General features: G+C 37.0%; 16 protein-coding genes. 15 read left to right on the top strand and 1 reads right to left on the bottom strand.

Annotated elements, in window-relative coordinates; all coding sequences use genetic code 11:
- The first annotated feature begins 82 nt into the window (after positions 1-82).
- The 8 genes from IW16_RS15060 to IW16_RS15025 all read left to right on the top strand — a co-directional run bounded on the left by IW16_RS15060 (position 83) and on the right by IW16_RS15025 (position 8,957).
- Positions 83-1,420: a peptide-N-glycosidase F-related protein gene (locus IW16_RS15060; RefSeq protein ID WP_034745871.1), complete on the top strand. Its 1,338-nt coding sequence runs from the start codon at positions 83-85 to the stop codon at positions 1,418-1,420.
- A gap of 269 nt (positions 1,421-1,689) precedes the next feature.
- Positions 1,690-2,160, top strand: a complete 471-nt coding sequence (locus IW16_RS15055; RefSeq protein WP_034745868.1) for a DinB family protein — start codon at positions 1,690-1,692, stop codon at positions 2,158-2,160.
- Between the two features lie 25 nt (positions 2,161-2,185).
- Positions 2,186-2,737 (top strand): hypothetical protein, encoded by a 552-nt coding sequence (locus IW16_RS15050; protein WP_131327910.1) that lies wholly within the window; start codon positions 2,186-2,188, stop codon positions 2,735-2,737.
- Positions 2,738-2,761: 24 nt separating this feature from the next.
- The gene (rlmB, locus tag IW16_RS15045; protein ID WP_394332458.1) at positions 2,762-3,526 is read left to right on the top strand and encodes a 23S rRNA (guanosine(2251)-2'-O)-methyltransferase RlmB; all 765 of its coding nucleotides are present in this window, start codon (positions 2,762-2,764) and stop codon (positions 3,524-3,526) included.
- Between the two features lie 98 nt (positions 3,527-3,624).
- On the top strand, positions 3,625-4,674 hold the full coding sequence (locus IW16_RS15040; RefSeq protein ID WP_034745858.1) for a DUF6263 family protein: 1,050 nt from the start codon (positions 3,625-3,627) through the stop codon (positions 4,672-4,674).
- 147 nt (positions 4,675-4,821) lie between these two features.
- The gene (locus IW16_RS15035; protein WP_034745855.1) at positions 4,822-5,049 is read left to right on the top strand and encodes a hypothetical protein; all 228 of its coding nucleotides are present in this window, start codon (positions 4,822-4,824) and stop codon (positions 5,047-5,049) included.
- 31 nt (positions 5,050-5,080) lie between these two features.
- Positions 5,081-7,621: a YfhO family protein gene (locus tag IW16_RS15030; protein ID WP_034745852.1), complete on the top strand. Its 2,541-nt coding sequence runs from the start codon at positions 5,081-5,083 to the stop codon at positions 7,619-7,621.
- A 25-nt stretch (positions 7,622-7,646) separates the two neighbouring features.
- Positions 7,647-8,957 carry a glycosyltransferase family protein gene (locus IW16_RS15025; protein WP_034745849.1) on the top strand — a complete coding sequence of 437 codons (1,311 nt, stop codon included), beginning with the start codon at positions 7,647-7,649 and terminating at the stop codon, positions 8,955-8,957.
- Here the strand turns inward: IW16_RS15025 and IW16_RS15020 are convergent.
- Positions 8,954-9,595 (bottom strand): hypothetical protein, encoded by a 642-nt coding sequence (locus IW16_RS15020; protein ID WP_034745847.1) that lies wholly within the window; start codon positions 9,593-9,595, stop codon positions 8,954-8,956. The two genes, IW16_RS15025 and IW16_RS15020, sit on opposite strands and share 4 nt — an antisense overlap.
- A 118-nt stretch (positions 9,596-9,713) precedes the next feature.
- On the opposite strand from IW16_RS15020, the gene IW16_RS15015 reads away from it, so the two are divergent.
- The 7 genes from IW16_RS15015 (at position 9,714) to IW16_RS14985 (ending at position 19,192) form a co-directional block, all read left to right on the top strand.
- On the top strand, positions 9,714-10,682 hold the full coding sequence (locus IW16_RS15015) for a YpdA family putative bacillithiol disulfide reductase (RefSeq protein WP_034745844.1): 969 nt from the start codon (positions 9,714-9,716) through the stop codon (positions 10,680-10,682).
- Positions 10,683-10,860: 178 nt separating this feature from the next.
- Entirely contained in the window at positions 10,861-11,268 is a 408-nt protein-coding gene (tssD, locus tag IW16_RS15010) for a type VI secretion system tube protein TssD (protein WP_034745841.1), read from the top strand.
- A gap of 158 nt (positions 11,269-11,426) precedes the next feature.
- Positions 11,427-13,364, top strand: a complete 1,938-nt coding sequence (locus IW16_RS15005) for a type VI secretion system Vgr family protein (RefSeq protein ID WP_034745838.1) — start codon at positions 11,427-11,429, stop codon at positions 13,362-13,364.
- A gap of 2 nt (positions 13,365-13,366) precedes the next feature.
- Positions 13,367-16,438 carry an HET-C-related protein gene (locus tag IW16_RS15000; RefSeq protein WP_034745835.1) on the top strand — a complete coding sequence of 1,024 codons (3,072 nt, stop codon included), beginning with the start codon at positions 13,367-13,369 and terminating at the stop codon, positions 16,436-16,438.
- Positions 16,428-17,390 (top strand): DUF7738 domain-containing protein, encoded by a 963-nt coding sequence (locus tag IW16_RS14995; protein WP_131327909.1) that lies wholly within the window; start codon positions 16,428-16,430, stop codon positions 17,388-17,390. Before IW16_RS15000 ends, IW16_RS14995 begins: the two co-directional genes overlap by 11 nt.
- The gene (locus IW16_RS14990) at positions 17,377-18,282 is read left to right on the top strand and encodes a DUF7738 domain-containing protein (protein WP_131327908.1); all 906 of its coding nucleotides are present in this window, start codon (positions 17,377-17,379) and stop codon (positions 18,280-18,282) included. The genes IW16_RS14995 and IW16_RS14990 overlap by 14 nt, the downstream gene beginning before the upstream one ends.
- Positions 18,272-19,192 carry a DUF7738 domain-containing protein gene (locus tag IW16_RS14985; protein WP_131327907.1) on the top strand — a complete coding sequence of 307 codons (921 nt, stop codon included), beginning with the start codon at positions 18,272-18,274 and terminating at the stop codon, positions 19,190-19,192. Before IW16_RS14990 ends, IW16_RS14985 begins: the two co-directional genes overlap by 11 nt.
- Positions 19,193-19,233: the final 41 nt, after the last annotated feature.

Below are 19,233 nucleotides of genomic sequence, written 5' to 3'. Positions count from 1 at the left end.
TTTCAAATAAATGTGATTTTTTAATAATACATCATAACATTATCAGCGAATATTTAATATATTTGTTGCAAATACGGACAATATGTATCAAAAGCTATTTTTTGCAAGCATTCTTTTTGCAGGTCTCTTTAACGGACAGACGACAAACAGGATGAATTTGATTTCGGATGCGGTTTATTATGACGGTTACGCGGCAACAGTATCGGAGCCGGTACCTCCCGGTCTAATCAGATTAGGTAATACAAGATATGCAAGAAAACTTACAGATGCTGAACTCAATTCGTTTAAGGCAAAAATTGCCATGAGAGTAAGCATAGGTGCATTGTGTGATAATTATGACCGTCTTGGAAGTGTCTACCTGGCTATGGTACCCAAAAACCAGCCCACTTATACTACGAATGACCCTAATGTAAAAAGAATTGAAGTAGGAAGATACATCACTCCGTTTATGAGCAAAAACCGCTCCCCTACGGAAGTTCCTTACACTTATGATTTAAGTAATATGTATAGTGTATTTCACGATACCACGTTACGAACTACCTATGATATGTATATGGAACTGGATGTTTTTGGTGTCCCATATGCAGCACAAACTGAAGTTGCCGGATGCGCTGGAAGAATCGATGTTTTCTCAGGAAATCTTACATTCTTCTCAACAGATACCGGAGCTGCCATCTCAGACCAAAACTCAATTGTTCCTATATTAACCTACAAGACATTAAACAACTATAACAGCACGGATGTTCCCGGTGAAACCGTAAGAATTGTTAACTTCAACCTTCCAAATGCTGTCACCAATGCCCGTTTCTATGTGATATCCACTCCTCATGGTGCCAACAGTGGCGGTGAAGAATATGTAAGAAGGCAGAATTACACTTATATAGACGATGTACAAATGCTTACGTATACTCCCGGAGGGATTTCCTGTGAACCATTCAGAGTCTATAACACGCAGGGTAACGGAATCTATGGCGCTGCACCAAAATCATTAGCAGAATGGACTTCATGGAACAACTGGTGTCCCGGTAATTCAGTTCCTATAAGAGGATTCTCAATGCCTAATATAACGGCTGGAAACCACACCCTGAAACATACCATTCCAACAGCGGTTTTTAATCAACAGCAGGGAGATGTATATCTATCTGTTTACATGCAGGCTAAAAGCTCTGGCGCTTTGGATGTAAAGGATATTAAGACAGTAGATGTAAGCATCTACCCTAATCCTACTTCTGATTACGTTAATATAAGATCAAAAGCAGATGTAGCTTCAATAAGTCTTTTCAGCATCGACGGAAAAAAGCTATCTGAAACCCGTGGAGAAAATAGAATAGATATTTCTGCCTACAGTACAGGAATCTATTTTCTGAATATTGTTTTGAAGGATGGCATTACTTTCAAACATAAAATTATCAAAAAGTAACAACTACAAGGTAGACGAGCACTGAAAATCCATGATGACGGAATATAGGTACTCAACTGACAACACATAAAAAACACTCCTTTGGATATTCTTCAAAGGAGTGTTTCATTTTCTAACAGGGCCAGACTGCCAGCCTTTATTTTTGCACAGATGTTATAAAAATTAACATATTTTTTCACGATTTAAGAATATTTAATTTAATCATTTCTTCAAAAAATTGTCGCTTCCAGTTTATTAGACTATTTTTGGTGATTAAAAAATTTTGTAAAATGAATTATCATTTTCAAGCACACAGACAGGTAAGAAAGAACCTTTTAGGCATCTTACAGAATACTTCTCATGAAGACCTTCTGCTGATTCCTGACGGTTACAATAACAATATGTATTGGAATATTGCACATACCGTTGCTACCCAACAGCTGCTGCATTATTATCTGAGTGGAAATCCTTTCAGAATTGATAAATATTGGATCGAAACTTATAAAAAAGGTACTCTTCCCAACCTGAATGTACAAAAATCTGAAGTGGAAGATCTTGAGTTTTTGCTCACCGAAACCTCAAAGATTCTGATGAAAGATTATGACAGCGACTTCTTCTCAGACTATACCCCATACACCACCAGTTTTGGGATGGATCTGAAAAGTATTCAGGATGCCATTATCTTCAACAACATGCATGAAAGCCTACATTATGGCTACATTATGGCGCAGAAGAGGGCCATATTAGGAGAAAAATATTAGTATTTTGATAAAAAAAAGTTTTTATTTGCCGCTGTTTCTTTTAGGCTCACTCATCTTTAGTTTGGAGAGCTGTTCCCCTAAAGCTGACCCTGTAAAACCTCAGTCTGCTGACAGTATTTCAAAACCATCAGCCAGCAAAAGTTCAGAGGTTCATCCTACGGAAATAAAAAGCGTCGATACTATGGAAGACATTTTCAAATCTCTTCCAAAAGAATGGACAATGCTCACAAAAGATGGCTCAAAATATATTATATACATCCCATGTGATTATCAAAACCAAAAAATAATTTTGAGCAATCATGGGAAATATGCATTGGAACATGTAATTGGACAGGATGCTTATTATTTTAAAATAAAAAACATCAAAAAAAAACGAAATACTTATGTCTTTGAACTGCTTGATGAAAATGCAGAAAAAGGGCAGGAAAATGTAAATTATACATTGAATATAAAGGATAACAACCAGGCAGTATGGGATGTTTATAATGATGAAAGAAAAATTGCAGGTATTACTACTACAGACGCTCATTTTGAAAGCAAATATAAAACTGTGGAAGAGCCTCCCTGCCTAGAATAAGTTTAACAACAGAAAAAATAAATTTTGACAAACGACAACAAAAAAGACGATTTCATTTTCGGACTTCGTCCTGTAATAGAAGCTATCGAAGCCGGGAAAACAATTGATAAGATCTTTGTGCAGAATGCACTTCAGGGGCCTATCTACGCTGAGCTGAAAACTATTTTAGCTCAACATAAAATCCGTCCCAACTATGTTCCCATTGAAAAACTGAACCGTTTTACAAGAAAAAATCATCAGGGTGTAGTTGCTTTTATTTCAGATGTTCCGTTTCACAGAGTGGAAGATCTTGTTCCGCAGTTATTTGAAGAAGGAAAAACTCCTTTCCTGCTGATTCTTGACAGACTTACAGATGTGAGAAACTTCGGAGCAATATGCAGAACAGCAGAATGTGTGGGTGTAGATGCTATCATTATTCCTGAAAAAGGAGGAGCACCAATTAATTCAGATGCTATCAAGACTTCTGCAGGAGCACTTTATAATATCAAGATCTGCAAAGAACCGAATCTTGCCCATGCAGTAGATTTCCTTCAACAGAGTGGTATCTCAGTATTTGCAGCCACTGAAAAAGCTCAGAAACTGATCTATGATGTGAATTTCACAGAACCTTGTGCTATTGTAATGGGAAATGAAGAGACCGGAATTTCTAAAGAAGTTATGCATCATTCGGACGAGAAAATAAAACTTCCGATCGAAGGGAAGACACAGTCTCTGAACGTTTCTGTAGCATGCGGTGCAATTTTGTATGAAGCAGTAAGACAGAAAATCGTAGCGGCTCCCAATCTTTAATCAGTAAGGATATAAGTGTTTTATCGTGATGTTTTGTGGTATCGTTATTGATACACAGAACAAAAATATCAGTAAAATTTAAACTTAAAAGAATTAAAATGAAAAACGTAGCAGCTTTAATGCTCATCTCATCTATAGCGCTTGTCTCTTGTAAAAAAGAAACAGCAACCATTACTAAAGTAGATCCTAAAACAGGAAAAACAGTTACCGTAGAAGTTCCTGCTGATTCAGTAGCGAAAGTGGCTGAAAACCCTGCGATCAAAGATTCGGCAGGAATTTTCATTCAGACTTTTAAACTGGAAAAAGGAAAAACCTACCCGCTTACTACGTATCAAAGAGACGTTAAGACAATGGAAGATCCGCAGGGAAAAACAATTACAGCAACCAGTGAATCTACAGACGAAATGAATTTCACTGTAAATGATATCAAAGGCAATGTATATGACATGACCCTTAATCTTGTGGCTAAAAGAAATTCACAGAGTGCTCAGGGAAAAACGGTCATCGTTGATACCAAGCAGGCTCTTCCGAAAGAAGACGACTTGAAAATGATCTGGAATATCAACAAGGCGCTCACAGGAAATAAACTTAACGTGAAAATGGACACTAAAGGAAATGTAATCTCTATTACAGGTTTCGACGCTGTTTATACGAAAGTTACCACTGCAGTGGGAAGCCTAATTAAAGATGCCAACCAGAAAGCAAGTGTTGTAGCCAGTCTTAAGGAAACTTTCAATGAAAAAGTATTGAAAGACCAGCTTAATAAAAATTTAACGATCATTCCTAAGAAAGGAGTGAAAATCGGTGAAAAATGGAGTACTTCAGAAAATGCTGATGCAAGCGGAAGCGTTAAAGTAACTTCAAACTATGTATTGAAAAGTGTAGGAAACGGAGCCGCAGAAATTTCTGTAACAGGAGGAATTCCTAAAAAAACAGAAAAGAAAACGCAAGGGCAGATCACACACAGTCTAAGCAGTGAACTTGCTCAGAACGGAACCATTAAATTTGACCAAAGTACAGGTTGGATTACTAACCAGAATATTGATGTAAAAACAACACAGATTGAAACTATTTCAGACGGAAAACAGTCGCAGTCTATGAAAAGTACGTCCAAGTCTTCTGTAATGGTCAATCCTTCAGGAAAATAAATCATTGAATTAAAGAAGTTTTAGAGTCAAAGTATTTGAGAATTAGATTTTAGGTTTGGAAGTTGGTTTTTACTGTTGATCGTGAATCAGTATACCGCTAAAAACTTTGAACTCTGAACTTTTGATTTTGAATTTAAATTAGAAACTATGAAGTACATTCTTGAGCTCATACTGACAGCAATTATTTTGTTCTTTGTCTGGAATATTCTGAGAAGACTATTCTTCAAGACTTTTTACAGTTATAGATTCAATAACAATAAGGACAATAATAAACAGCAGGATATACACAGCTCGAATAAGAATAAACAGAACCTCAACTGGGATGCAGAAACAGTTGACTATGAAGAGGTAAAAGAAAGTAAGGACAAAAGGTAAAACTTCCAAGAAATAAAAGATAATAACCAACATGGCTAAAAATAAAAACTTAATTTATATTGCAATTTCATTAATTGTATTTATAGTTTTAGCATTTTTATACTCCACACCTGTTTTCTCAGGAAAACAACTTTTTCAACATGATATCGTACAATACAGAGGAGGCGCAAAAGAGCTTCTGGACTATAGAGCCGATACAGGAAACGAAACCTATTGGAGTGATTCCATGTTTGGCGGGATGCCAACCTATCAGATGGGAAGTCAGTTTAAAGGTGACATTATCAAAAAGATCGACAGCAATCTGAACTTCCTGCCAAGACCCGTTAATTATCTGTTCCTGCTTTTTGCGGGATTCTTCTTCCTTGGAATGGTAACCGTCAGAAACTGGAAGTATGCTTTATTAGGTGCTACTTTCTTTGGATTGTCTACCTATTTTTATATCATTATTGCGGCCGGGCACAATGGTAAAGTCAATACCATTGAGTATTTTGCCCCGCTTCTTGCAGGGATTATACTCGTCTATATAAGGAAACAGTATATCTGGGGATTCATCGCTACTACCCTGTTTATGGGGTTGCAGATTGCTGCCAACCACCCTCAGATGACCTATTACCTGTTTCTGGCTTTAGGATTCTTATTCTTTTCTGAACTGATCAGAGTGATCCTGAAAAAGGTTTCAGTGAAACATTTCCTTATTTCATCAGGAATTATCGCCGCTTCATGCGCGATCGGTGTTGGTATGAACTCTCAAAGAATTCTTGCGAATTCTGAGTACATCAAAGAAACAGTCCGCGGAAAACAGATCCTGACCAATGACAGTCATACTTCAGGAAAATCAGGAATGGATAAAGAGAGTATTCTGATGTGGAGCTACGGAAAGCTGGAAACTTTAAATCTTTTCATACCAAGACTTATGGGTGGCGGAAGCCAGGAACCTGAAGGAAAGGAAATAATGAACAGAGTTCAGGAACTTATCCAGGAGAATGTAGGTTCACAGGCAGAAATGGACAGGATCTCCAAAGGCTTTAACGGTGTTACCTATTGGGGAGACCAGCCTGGAACTTCCGGTCCTGCTTATCAGGGAGCCGTAGTTTGTTTTCTGGCCATACTGGGACTCTTCTTTGCGTGGAAAAAATACAGTTACTGGATTCTCGGGGCTTCAGTTCTCTCCATTTTTCTGGCATGGGGAAGCAACTTTATGCCGCTTTCCGACTTCTTTATCGATTATGTCCCTTTTTACAGCAAATTCAGAGCTCCTTCCTCAATCTTAGTGGTTGTCGAATTATTATGCCCGCTGATCGCCATTATCGGGATCTACAGGTTCTTTACAGACGAAAAACTCACCGAAGAATACAAGAAGAAAATTCTTCTTTATGTAAGTGGGGGAACTTTAGGACTTCTACTGATTCTTCTTCTTTTTGGGAAATCACTGCTTGGTTTTTATACAGAAGGAGAAAAAACATATTTCCCACCTTTCCTACTGGATTATCTTACTGAGGAGAGATTTAAATTATTCAGAATTGATGCTATAAAAGCGTTGATCTATGTGGCTATTACGGCAGCTGTCCTGTTCATGACCATGAAACAGAAACTGAGCCAGAACATCGCCTTAATCATTATTGGAACTGTAAGTTTATTTGATCTTTGGACTGTAAACAAGCGTTACCTGAATGATGAAAATTATGTAGACAAGGTTTTTGCTGAGAACCCATTCCAGACTGAAAGTTCTGATCTTCTGGCCGAAAAAGTTCAGGGAAATCCAAATTTAGAATCTATTTTAGCTAATGTTAATGTTAATAAAACACTGGAAACCATTGCCGAAAAAGACAAAACGCATTACAGAGTTTTCAACAATATTTTAGGAACATTCAGCGAGACGAACACTTCTTATTTCAAATCTTCAATCGGAGGTTACCATGCTGTAAAATTGAGAAGATATGACGACGTGATCAATGAATATTTTCAGGTCATGGATTCTGTAAAAGTACCGAATATACTTAATCTTCTTAACGCCAAATATTGGGTTATGGGCGGACCTGAAAAACCTCAGGCAATGCCGAACACTAAAGCCAACGGAAATGCATGGTTTGTAAGTGATCTGAAATTCGTCAATACCCCTAACGAAGAAATTAAATCTATCGGAGTAATTGACAGTAAGAAAACCGCTGTCATTGCATCATCAGATAAATCATATTTCAATAATAAAACAGTTCAGGCAGATTCTACAGCATTTATCAATTTAACGAAATATCAGCCAAATGAACTGGAGTTTAAGTCTCAGTCAAAAACACCTCAACTGGCTGTATTTTCTGAGATCTACTATCCTCACGGATGGAAAATGTTTGTAGACGAAAAAGAAGTTCCGTACATCAAAGCAGATTATCTCTTGCGTGCTGTACACGTTCCTGCAGGAAACCATAACATCAGAATGGTTTTTGAACCTGAGGTCATTGAAAAAGGTAAATGGCTGTCACTTTTCTGCTTCGGATTATTTATTGCACTGAGTGCATTCGGGATTTTCTGGATGAATAAAAATAAGAAGAAAGAACAGCTAACTGAGAAAACCGTATAACGTTTAAGATTATTGTTCAAATTTAATGGAACAAAAAAAAATACTGATCATCACCTATTACTGGCCTCCTGCGGGAGGTCCTGGTGTTCAAAGATGGCTGAAGTTCGCAAAATATCTGCCGGAATTCAGCTGGAATCCTGTGATCTACACCCCGGAAAACCCAAGCTATCCCTTAGTTGATGAAAGTCTTCTGAAAGATGTTCCGAAAAATATTGAGATTGTAAAAACCAAAATATGGGAACCTTACCAACTGGCTGAAAAACTTAATAAAAGCAACAAAAAGTTTAAAGCAGGACAATTTGATGTTGGTAAAAATCAAAGCTGGAAATCAAAACTGTCGATCTGGGTGAGAGGTAATTTTTTCATTCCTGATGCCAGAGTATTTTGGGTAAAACCTTCCATAAAATTCCTTGAACAGTATTTAAAAGAAAACAAAATTGATGTGGTCGTCACTTCCGGACCACCCCACTCTCTTCATATGATAGGTCTTGGTCTGAAACACAAATTCCCAGCCCTTAAATGGATCGCCGACTTCCGGGACCCCTGGACAGAGATTTCCTATTATCAACATCTAAAACTCACCAAACGTTCTGACAGAAAACACCGTCAGCTCGAAAGTGCCGTTTTTAAAAATGCTGATATTACATTAGCCACAAGTTATACGGATGCTGAAAATTTTAGAAAAGCAGGAGCCAACGCTGTCTGCATCACCAATGGATTTGATGAAAGCGATGCTGCGGTTCCGCAAACCATAACAGCAGACAATGCGAGCAGACAAAATGCTGAATCATTCACTTTAAGTTATATCGGCGTTCTTGAGCAATTAAGAAATCCGGAAAATCTTTGGAAAATATTGGATGAATTAGTAAATGAAAACACTGGATTTGCAGCACATTTTACATTAAAGTTTGCAGGAAGAGTTGACGATAAGATTCTTCAATCTATAGAAAGTTCAAATCTCAAAAATCACATCCTTAACCTGGGCTATATTTCTCATGATAAAGCTGTAGAAGAAATGGCCAATTCGAATCTGTTATTAATCACCAATTTTCCAAATGCGTCTTCCAGAGGTATCATTCCCGGAAAAATATTCGAATATCTCGCAACAGGAAAACAGATCGTTTCTTTCGGTCCGGACCAGGCAGATGTTGCAAGGATACTGGATGAGACCGGAGCAGGAAAACATTTCAGTTATCAGGAATCTAAACTGGTGAAAGATTTTATCCTGGAGAAATATGAATTGTGGAAAAAGGGAAATCTTCTTGAAAATGTACAAAATATTGAACAGTTCTCAAGAAGAAATCTGACTAAAAAGCTCGCTGAAATTTTAGGTTAAATAGTCCATTGATCGTTGACAACAGCTATCAGGTATTCCTTACCCTGAAACTCTTCAAAGACCAACCGAATAGTTTTCCAATCCATTTCACCATTCTTTTCTGTGCCTTTTATATAATTTTCGGTAAAGTCTTTCCCCGGATATATTTCCTTTAAATTATTAAGTGAATTTCCTCCTCCTAAAAATTTATTTAATGAATATTGTGATGCTGTAAAATCTTTAGAAAATACCCATTTTGCGAAATAATCATTGATGGTGGCTTTATATGGATCTCCGGAACCATCCTGAGCACCCCAGGTAAACAACGTTTTTGTTGGCTGGAATTTTTCAAAATCATCTTTCGAAAAATGTCTGTCATCCTTAGGATTAACAAATCCATACATTGAGAAACTTATTCCTTTTTCGGGATGAATAAATGTTGCAAATGTTTTATAATCCTTACTTTTCAGAGCTTGTAGGACCTCATCATTCGCTTTCTTTACCGCTGCTTCATCTGTTTTTTTCTGCTGCCCAGCCTCAACATTTTTTTCTCTGACCTGAGCCATAGAATCTATCACGTTGGGAACAGGCTTTTCGGGATTCTTTTTACAAGCTGTCAACATGGTTAATGCAATTACTGGAATAATAAAGTTTTTCATCTTTTCAATTTTTCAATAGATAGGAAACACCAAAACTGATGCCAATACAATGCTGCTCATAGATAAGTTCTGTCATCAAATTTCCTCATAATGCAATGGTTTTAAGTAAATTTGTTCCATGGAAATTTTAGACATCCTCATTATTGGAGGTGGACCTATAGGTCTCAACTGTGCCCTTGAAGCCCAGAAAAACAATCTGACTCATCTGATCATAGAAAAAGGAACCATCGTCAATTCCTTATACCATTATCCCTTATATATGCGTTTTTTCTCAACAGCTGAAAAACTGGAAATTGGTGGTATTCCTTTTATTTCTCCAGCTCCCAAGCCAGGCCGACAGGAAGCTTTGGAATATTACCAGGGAATTGCCAGACAAAAGCAAGTCAATATTAATCTTTATGAAAAAGCCCTGAAAGTTTCAAAAACAGGAGATTTATTTAAGGTCGAGACTTCCAAAGCAATCTATAAAGCTAAAAACGTCATTATTTCCACAGGCTTTTATGACATTCCGAATCTGATGAATATTCCGGGAGAAAACCTTCCGAAGGTGAAGCATTATTATACAGAACCTTATCCCTATGCCCAACAGAAAATGGTAATTGTAGGATCAAGTAATTCTGCAGTGGATGCAGCACTCGAAACCTATCGTAAAGGAGCTGAAGTAACGATGATTATCCGTCACTCCGAAATTTCAAAAAATGTAAAATACTGGGTAAAGCCAGATATCGAAAACAGAATTGCAGAAGGAAGCATCAACGCTCATTTTAATTCTGAATTAGTAGAAATCACGGAGCATACCGTTATTTTTAAAGATGAAAACGGACAGATCAATGAGATTGAAAATGATTTTGTTTTGGCATTGACAGGCTACATTCCTGATTTTGATTTTTTAAAAAACTCTGGTATTGACCTGCAGGGAGACTGTCTAAATCCATTACACCATCAGGAAACAATGGAAACCAATGTCCCTAATTTGTATTTGGCAGGTGTAGTGTGCGGTGGAAAAGACACCCATCAGTGGTTTATAGAAAACTCTAGAATTCATTCGGAGATGATTATAAAAAACATCCTCTATAAAGATAAGTAAATGCTATTTTTCCAATTTGAAAACTAATAGACACAGAAAAACCTAACACTTGTTAGTGGTAAAACTACTACATTTTTTGAAATTTCTGAACATTCTGTTTGCCAGTGTGGTAAATACTTCTATTTTTGGTGACATACAATACCAAATCACAATTTATTAACCATCAAAACCAAAGATCATGGCAGAAAGAAATTCAAGAGGAATTTTAAAATTCAATAACGGTGAAGGGCAGAAATTATTAAAACTTAATTACAGCGTATCCCGATCTATTGATGTTTCCGGACGTGTAGCATCCGACCCCTCTAATGCCTTAGTTAAAATCACAGTAGAAGCTACAGAAAAATCTGATATACTGGAAAGTCTTCTGAATGGAAAATACAAACCTACAGTAGGTGAAGTAACATTCAACAAATCTCATGAAGAAGGAACATTAACGACTTTAAAATGGAACAATGGTTATGTGATCCAGCATGAAGTGGATTTCAATGCCGTAGATGAGAACAGTATGTACATCAGTTTTGTGATCAGTGCAGAGCAGATTGAGCTTGGAACTTCATCTTACGATGGAGGATGGCCAACATCATAATCCCATAATTTACATTATCAGGAAAAGACAGACAGAATAGTAAAGCCATAATCAGGAACTCTATTCTGTCTTTTTTGGCTGACATGGTATCCCAGCATACAGAACAGACTTATTTCGGTTTTAAATTCGAAAAACTCAATCAGTAAAAAAACACTATCATGGACGGAAATAATTTTTCATTTAAACCTAATTATTATAAAGCGCCCGACAACGCAGATAAAATTTCAGGCAACCACCTTCCGGGAATTAACCGGGTAGTCAAACTTGATATTATCATTGAAGGCAAAACAATAAAACACTTTAAGCATTTCTGCCTGCAGCAGAGTGCCCGGCGCCATCATCATTTTGAACTTACCCTTGCCCATGACTCTCTGGGAGAAACTCAGAATCATAATCTTGAAGAAGCACGCCAGTTTCTGGGCAAACGTATAACGATTGTTTTTAAATACAAAGATTATGAAAATGAAAGTCCTGAAAGAACTTTTGTAGGAGTAATCACCAAAGCAGCATTCAGTCAGGATAACATGAGCCTGGGCAATATCGTCCTGAAAGGGCAAAGCCCTACGATTCTTATGGATTCTGCACCCCACACTCAGAGTTTCGGGGGCAGTCAGTCTGTTAATACAGGAATTATTGCAGACAAAATTATCAGAGAAACACTGGGTTCTGAAAAATTCGACATCAGAATAGACCCTCAAAATAAAAGTTACATCAACTACAGCTCCCAATACAACGAAACCCACTATAATTATCTGGCAAGAACTGCAGAAGCTTATGGTGAGCAGTTTTATTATGATGGCGAGGTACTTCATTTCGGAAAACTTCCGGTACCTGAAAAACCGGTACGTCTTATCTTTGGAAGCAATGCTACGGATGTACAGATTGAACTTAAAGCAGTACATACCAAACCTGAATTTTTCGGATACAACAGCAGTGAGCACACTAAGATGACGGGATCAGAAAACAGCATCAAACATCCGGGAGAAGTTCCTGCCAAAGCCTATGAACTTAGTGACGGTATTTTCAAAGCCCGCTCGCTTACTCCGGCTCCTGTCAATGCCAATATGTTTATGGATGTGGATGATTCCCAGAAAAGTGCTGCAGGAAGTGCCGCAGTAGAAGTATTTTCAGTGTCAGGAAATACCACCGTTCCTTTTCTTTATCCGGGCTGTACAGCAGATATCGAAATGAGAAAACCAGATTCCAACGAGACTTCTTATTTTACCAAGCTTAGCATCACCGAAGCCTATCACGAGGTAGATGCCAGAGGATATTATACCGGAAAATTTGAAGCTATCGCAGAAGGTACAGGGTTTATGCCTAAACCTGATTTTATACTGCCTAAAGCCGAACCACAAGTAGCGACCGTAATATCTAACACTGACCCACTTAATCAGGGACGCATAATGGTAAGGTTCGACTGGCAGCGAAATCCGGATACTACCTATTTCATCAGAATGATGAGTCCGGATGCAGGAGGAACAGAGGCCATTACACAAAACAGAGGCTTTGTAGCTGTTCCTGAAGTCGGTGATCAGGTCATGGTAGGTTTTGAGTACCACCACCCTGATTTTCCTTTTGCGATGGGAGGAATGTTTCACGGCCAGATTGCGCTGGGCGGAGGGGTAAAAAACCACATCAAATCGATCCAGACCAGAAGCGGAAATAAGGTAATATTTAATGACCAGGAAGGAAGTATCTTTATAGAAGATCCCAGCGGAAATACCTACCTGATGGACGGGAAGGGAAACATTACCGTAACCGCTCCAAAGAATATGATATTTAAAGCCGGAGAGAACATCGATATGACAGCCGGAAAAAATATATCTGTAAGTGCCGGTGAAAACATTTCCAATTCAGCCAACAGCAATATCACCTCCATTGCAGGTACAGATATTGTACAGACAGCCGCAGGTGATATCAGAGAGACTTCTGATACCAGAAAGGAAATGGCTGAGAAAGACATTCACAGGCAATCTGAGACTTCCCAGTCGCTGGCAGGGAAAATTACCATGTTCAGTGAAAAAGAAAATATGACGCTTCAGAGCGGAAAAATTATCGAAAACAACAGTGCTGAAAAAGCTAAAATATTCTAGCCATGGCAATTATAAAACAGGCAAAAAATATTAAAGTAGCCGTTAATAAGGACTATGTGGTACAGGGAGGACATATCAATGAGATTTCCAATAAAATCAATATAGAATCCTTTAAGGAAAATCTCAGTCTGAACAGCAATAAAAAGGTTGAGCAGCAAGGTAAGGATGGCGGTGTAAAACATCAGTCCTACTCTCCTGTCGAACCTGTCATTGAAGAAAGTGACTACACCCTGAAAAGTACATTTGCCCTGGAACAGCTTTTTGCTTTTGCTAAAAAAGACAGTATGGCTATGTTCTGTTTTTGGATGGCTGATATTTTTGGAAGTGATATCCCTTTGGATGCCTATCAGGAACTCTATCAGAAAGCAAGTGACAGGAAACAGTCTATTAATCCTAAAATTACGGTTGTCAAAGAACTCGATGGTATCGGTGCGGCCTATTATACGGGAGAAAATAAAAAATACTACAATCACATCCTGATCTCACAGGGATTCGTGGACAATGCCCTTAAAAATAACGGATTTCAAAAACTGCTGATGCTTGCGCTTGTTGAAGAGTTTGGTCATCATCTCGACTACCTGCTGCGATTTGAATATTCATCAAAGAAGGGAGATTCTAAAGGAGATGAGGGCGCAAGGTTCACCTCCAATATGAATATAAAATACAAACAGTATTTTATAGACCCCTTCGAACAGAAAAATCAGCATTATGCGACTGCTACCATTAAAGGAGCAGAAAAAAAACTGATCTGGGACTTTGCAGATCTTCACCAGCAACTAAAAGATTTTGTAGATAACCGTGTAGATTACGATGACCAATACTTTGCCGGTTTTGAATTTTTCGGTGCAGGTATGGGGGATGATCTTCATGGTCTTGGTCACGAAGCTATTGAAAAGAATGCTCTAAGTAAAATTGATAGATATAAAAGTGACAATAATAAAGAAAGAAAGCAGATTTATTTTGGAAACTGGCTAAGAGATTTTTCCCAATTCGTAGACCCAATGATTATACGTCCTATGGCAAATGCATTGGATTTATTAAGTAATGAATACAAGGCAAAGAACCAGAATGAAGAGGAAAACAAAAAATTGCTGAGCGATCTGGAAAAACTGATGGATGTAAACAGAGTAAAAATAAATGATACGAGAACTTATCAGCTTCCAGTGGGGTTTAAATATAGTATGACCCAAGCTGAAATAAAATGGGAACCTCATGCATTTTCACCTGTCAAGTTAAGTAGGGAGGCCGTTACATCACTTGTAGAATTTCTTGGATTAAAAGAATTTGGTGAACTGAAAAAAGAAGGTGCCGACAAAGAAGGAAGACCTGAAAATTACATGAAATACATTCAGGATTTTAGAGATAAATATGCTAAAATAACTCCAGAATTACTAGGTGTATACAAACCTCAAGAACATATAGACAATCCTGCGGCACTTCACCCCAAGCTAGTGTGCGAGGCAATACAAAAGAAAAATAAGAAAAACGGAACCAATAAGCCCTGCCCGCCTCCTAATTTTAATAACGAACTGGATCCAGCTTTTGTTATGGACCCCGTTGAAAGCCAATGGCTGGACAATCCGCAATTCGGAACCAAAAATTATATTAGAGGAAATGGCCCGGTACCCTTTGAAAGTGCTTTTGACTGTTTTATCAGATTTATTGAGAAATCAAACCCTAATACTGTAGAAGGAAGGATCAACTTCGGAGCAGCTCTGCATATTGTAGAGGATTATTATGCACATAGTAATTTTTGCGAAATAGCCGTTATGAAAGTATATGATCCAGAAGTATTCCCATGGTATGAGACCGCAAAATGTACAAAAGGAACCCTGAAAGATCATAAAGCCAGTAGTGGATCCAACAGTCATGCAGCTGCCTCTATCTTAGACAAAAGCAGATTCAAATTCAATACCTTTACGAATCCTCATCTATTACCGGAATCCGTCAAAAACCATATGAAAGCAACAGGCAGTAAAAGCGCTGCCAGCTATTATAGAAACCTGAACCCCAATATTCCATTTAATTCGCAGAATAAAGGTCTGTATTATTCGCATGCTGCTTGTCCCATAGTGCAGACAGGAAGTTTTGGGATGCTGGATACAATTGCCAGTATAGCACCTAAAGTAAACAACAAAATATTTTCTATTAAGGTGGAAGAACAGGAAGAAATGAAACCTGGGGAAAGAACTTTTAATGATGCACTTATTTACGAGCTCTTAAAAGACATTTCTAAGGCACAGACTTCTGACAGCAGGCAGAAAAATGACAAATACAAAGGAACAGATGACAATGTTTATTCAGATACATTTTTGAAATATCTCGATTTCAGGGATTTTATGGTTACAGAACCTATGAAATCTTTTGCCAAGGTATTAAATGCCTTCGGGATATTTGATTATATTACGCAATATATAAAAGTGATTCAAAACAGTTTCTATCATTTTCTTGCATTGGCAGCTATTAATATGATTGATGATTACCAAACATATTTAGATAATGAACTCACCTTAATGGAGCAAGGAAACTGGAAAGTAAATCCTTACGGACCTACCCACACTCAGCTCGCAAAAGACAATGGATTGCAACCATTACATCATCTAGCAGTAAAACTAGCAGAAGACAGAGTAGGAAAATTAGGAGAATTATTTGCAACAGGAACATTACAAAGTAAAGAAAACATAAAAAAGATTGCAAAAGAAGAAATTTTTGTCCATCCTATGTACACCGATTGGATGGATAAAATAGTACTCGACTGGTGCTGGGATGATCCAATAAATACTGCCAAAGTAAAGATTGCCAATGAGGCCAGCATTGTATTGTGGGGCATCAAAAATGGCTATCAGGAATTGGCAGAACTTCATCATCAGATTAAAATCATCAGCGAGTTCAATACCAGCTCTGAGCAACAAAGTGAGTTCCGATCTGCTTTGGCTGGGCTTCCAGAGCAGTGGCATAAAGGCTGGAGTAAATTGTCTACCCTTTGGAACAAACAGGGCTTAAAAGAGATGAAACTTAAAACACCGGAAGAAAGTTATAATGAAGCATTAAAAGAAAGTGGACATGTACAATAAATTTAATTACAAATTAATATTACTATTAATTATTATGACACAACTCGTGAATTGTCAAAATAAAAATACACAATGCCCAGAAGAAGGGTTCTGTATAGAAAACAAAAAGTTATTTTATAATCAGGAACCTATTGCACTTGGTATGTCGATAGAGAAATTTGTGGATATTGCAGGAAAATATGACAGAAAAGTCGAAAACTCTTTAGAAGGACATAAAACTACTTACTACTATTGGTTAAAGCACAAACTTCATGTAGCCATTTCAGATAGTTTAATTGTAGTAAATAATTTGGAAGTCGATAATGTTAGCGGTGAATATTATGGTCATACTCCCAGTAATCAACCAGAATATCCTGCCTATACATCTTTAGAAGAAATCATCAAAAAGTATGGTAAGTATGACAGCATACGTATAGAAGACGTTCCTACAAACGTCAGGACATTTTACGTTTGGGATAAATTAGGAATTAGCATGGCTGAATCTAATGGTGTGATTAGCACAATAAATTTGTATCCATTACACATTCTAAAAACGATGGACCTAAATTTAGAAACTGGAAGCACTTATTTTGATGGATTTCAAAATGCAAAGGTAACACAGGAAATACTTGACACCCGAAAAAATGATAAAGCTATATTTGACAGAATGCCAAAACAGGAATTTAAAGGAAAGTTCACCTATGATGGTAATACGGTAGATTTCAGTAAAATAGGAAATACCGATTGGGATAAAGTAGTTTCTGGATTAAAAATATCTGGAAGTGATTTTGATCCGGCAGGAGATTCTCAAAACTGGTCCAGAGAAATCAGAGAAGGATATGATTTATATACCACAATTGACAGATATTCAAATGCACAGGAATCAGGAAAGCTCTCTGCGAAAAAAACAGGAAAAATAGATGCAGTAGGAAGTATTTCTATTTGGTGGCATGGAAAAAATGATGAAAAGTAAATATTTTGTCTTACTAATAATTTTGGTACAACTAGTGAGTTGCCAAAATAAAAACACTACAGAATGTCCGGAAGAAGGCTTCTGTATAAGCAACAAAAAATTATTTTACAATCAAAAGCCTTTGGCATTAGGAATGCCAATAGAAAAATTTATCGAAGCTGTAGGAAAATATGATAGAAAAATTGAACATTCTATTGGAGGGGAAATTTATAAAGAGTGGTATTGGAAAAAACAAAAGTATGAAGCTTATACTTCTAAAGGAAAAATAACTTTTAGACTTAAGGAAAATGAGTACAAAGAATATTCTAATATTGAAGAGATAATCAAAAAGTATGGAAAATATGACAGTACAAATGTAGAAAAAGTAGCTACGGATATCAGCACATTTTATGTATGGGACAAGCTGGGATTTAATGTGTGGGTTGATAAAGGAATGGTAGAACAAATCAATATTTCACCAATCCATAAGACTAAAATGTTTGAATTAAAACAATCTGATGAAGAAATTTTAGCAAAAGGATTACTTTTAGACGGTTCCGAACCTACTGATGAAGAGAAAAAGAATTATAATGCAATAATGGCACGTCAGCCTAAATCTGAATTTAAGGGAAATATTACCTATAACGGTAATACAGCTGATTTCAGCAAAATAGGATATAAAGATTGGCAAAAGGCAGTATCAAGTCTAAAAATAGCGGGAAGTGATTTTGACCCGCCTGGAGATTCGGAAGGCTGGTCAAGATGGATCAAAGAGGATTATGAATTATATGTAACCTTGAAGAGATTCAATAATAAAAACGGAGGTTTAGACACCCCCAATAAGAAAAAAGTGAGTGATATAGATGGAGTGGAAAGTATAGAAATATGGAGGCATAAAAATTATGATAAATAAACTCTTTACTCTTTTCTTATCCAGTATGGTATATCTTATTAGCTGCCAGGAAAAAACAGTAAGCAACGACAACCATTTCCGGATAGAGAAAAAAGAAATTCTTTATAATGACAAAAAAATTTATTTAGGAATGCCTATTGAAGAATTCATACAGTCCATAAATTCAGAGTATAGGGTTGCAAAATATTCACTTAATGAGAGAACAGATAAAAGCTGGTCTTGGAAAGATGGAGGAGAAGCCTACCTGAATGATAATGGGAAGATAAAATATTTCAATATCAACATTAATAATGACGCACTGGAAAAAGAATACAATTCTATTGAAGAGATCGTTAAAAAAGTTGGTCAATATGAGAATTTTAAAGAAAAAAAAGTTCCTTCCGAAGAAAGCATATTTTATGTTTGGGATAAGCTTGGATTTAATGTTGCGGTTCATGATAACACCGTAGGACAGATCAATATGTATCCTATTCATTATACCAAAAGAAACATAGAATATAAATTAAGGACAGCCGGACCTCCAAAAGCGAAAAGTGATGTCTATATTGAGATAGACGATAAGACCAACGTAGAAAATTATAAGGTTATGCTTGAACGTCAACCCAAAACGGAGTTCAAAGGAAAATTTACCTACGACGGAAGGACTGCAGATTTCTCAAAAATTGGATATACAGGTTGGAATACAATGGTTAAAGATTTGGATATTGCTGGAAGCAGTTACGATCCGCCGGGAGATTCTAAAGGATGGGGAAGAAAAATATGGCTGAATTATGACAACTGTCTGATTGATATCAAAAGATATAACAATGACAACGAAAGTACAGGCAGCCCATCTAAAGACAAAGTCGGTAAAATAGATGGAGTTCAGGCAATAGAAATCTGGAGATTTACAGAAGAGGATAGAAAATAGAAACGTAAAATTGGTCTCTACTTAAACACTAAAATTACAAA

The organism is Chryseobacterium vrystaatense, from assembly GCF_000737765.1.
Taxonomy (GTDB): domain Bacteria; phylum Bacteroidota; class Bacteroidia; order Flavobacteriales; family Weeksellaceae; genus Chryseobacterium; species Chryseobacterium vrystaatense.
Note: the sequence above shows the minus strand (reverse complement) of the source record. Positions and strands in the feature narration are given on the sequence as shown.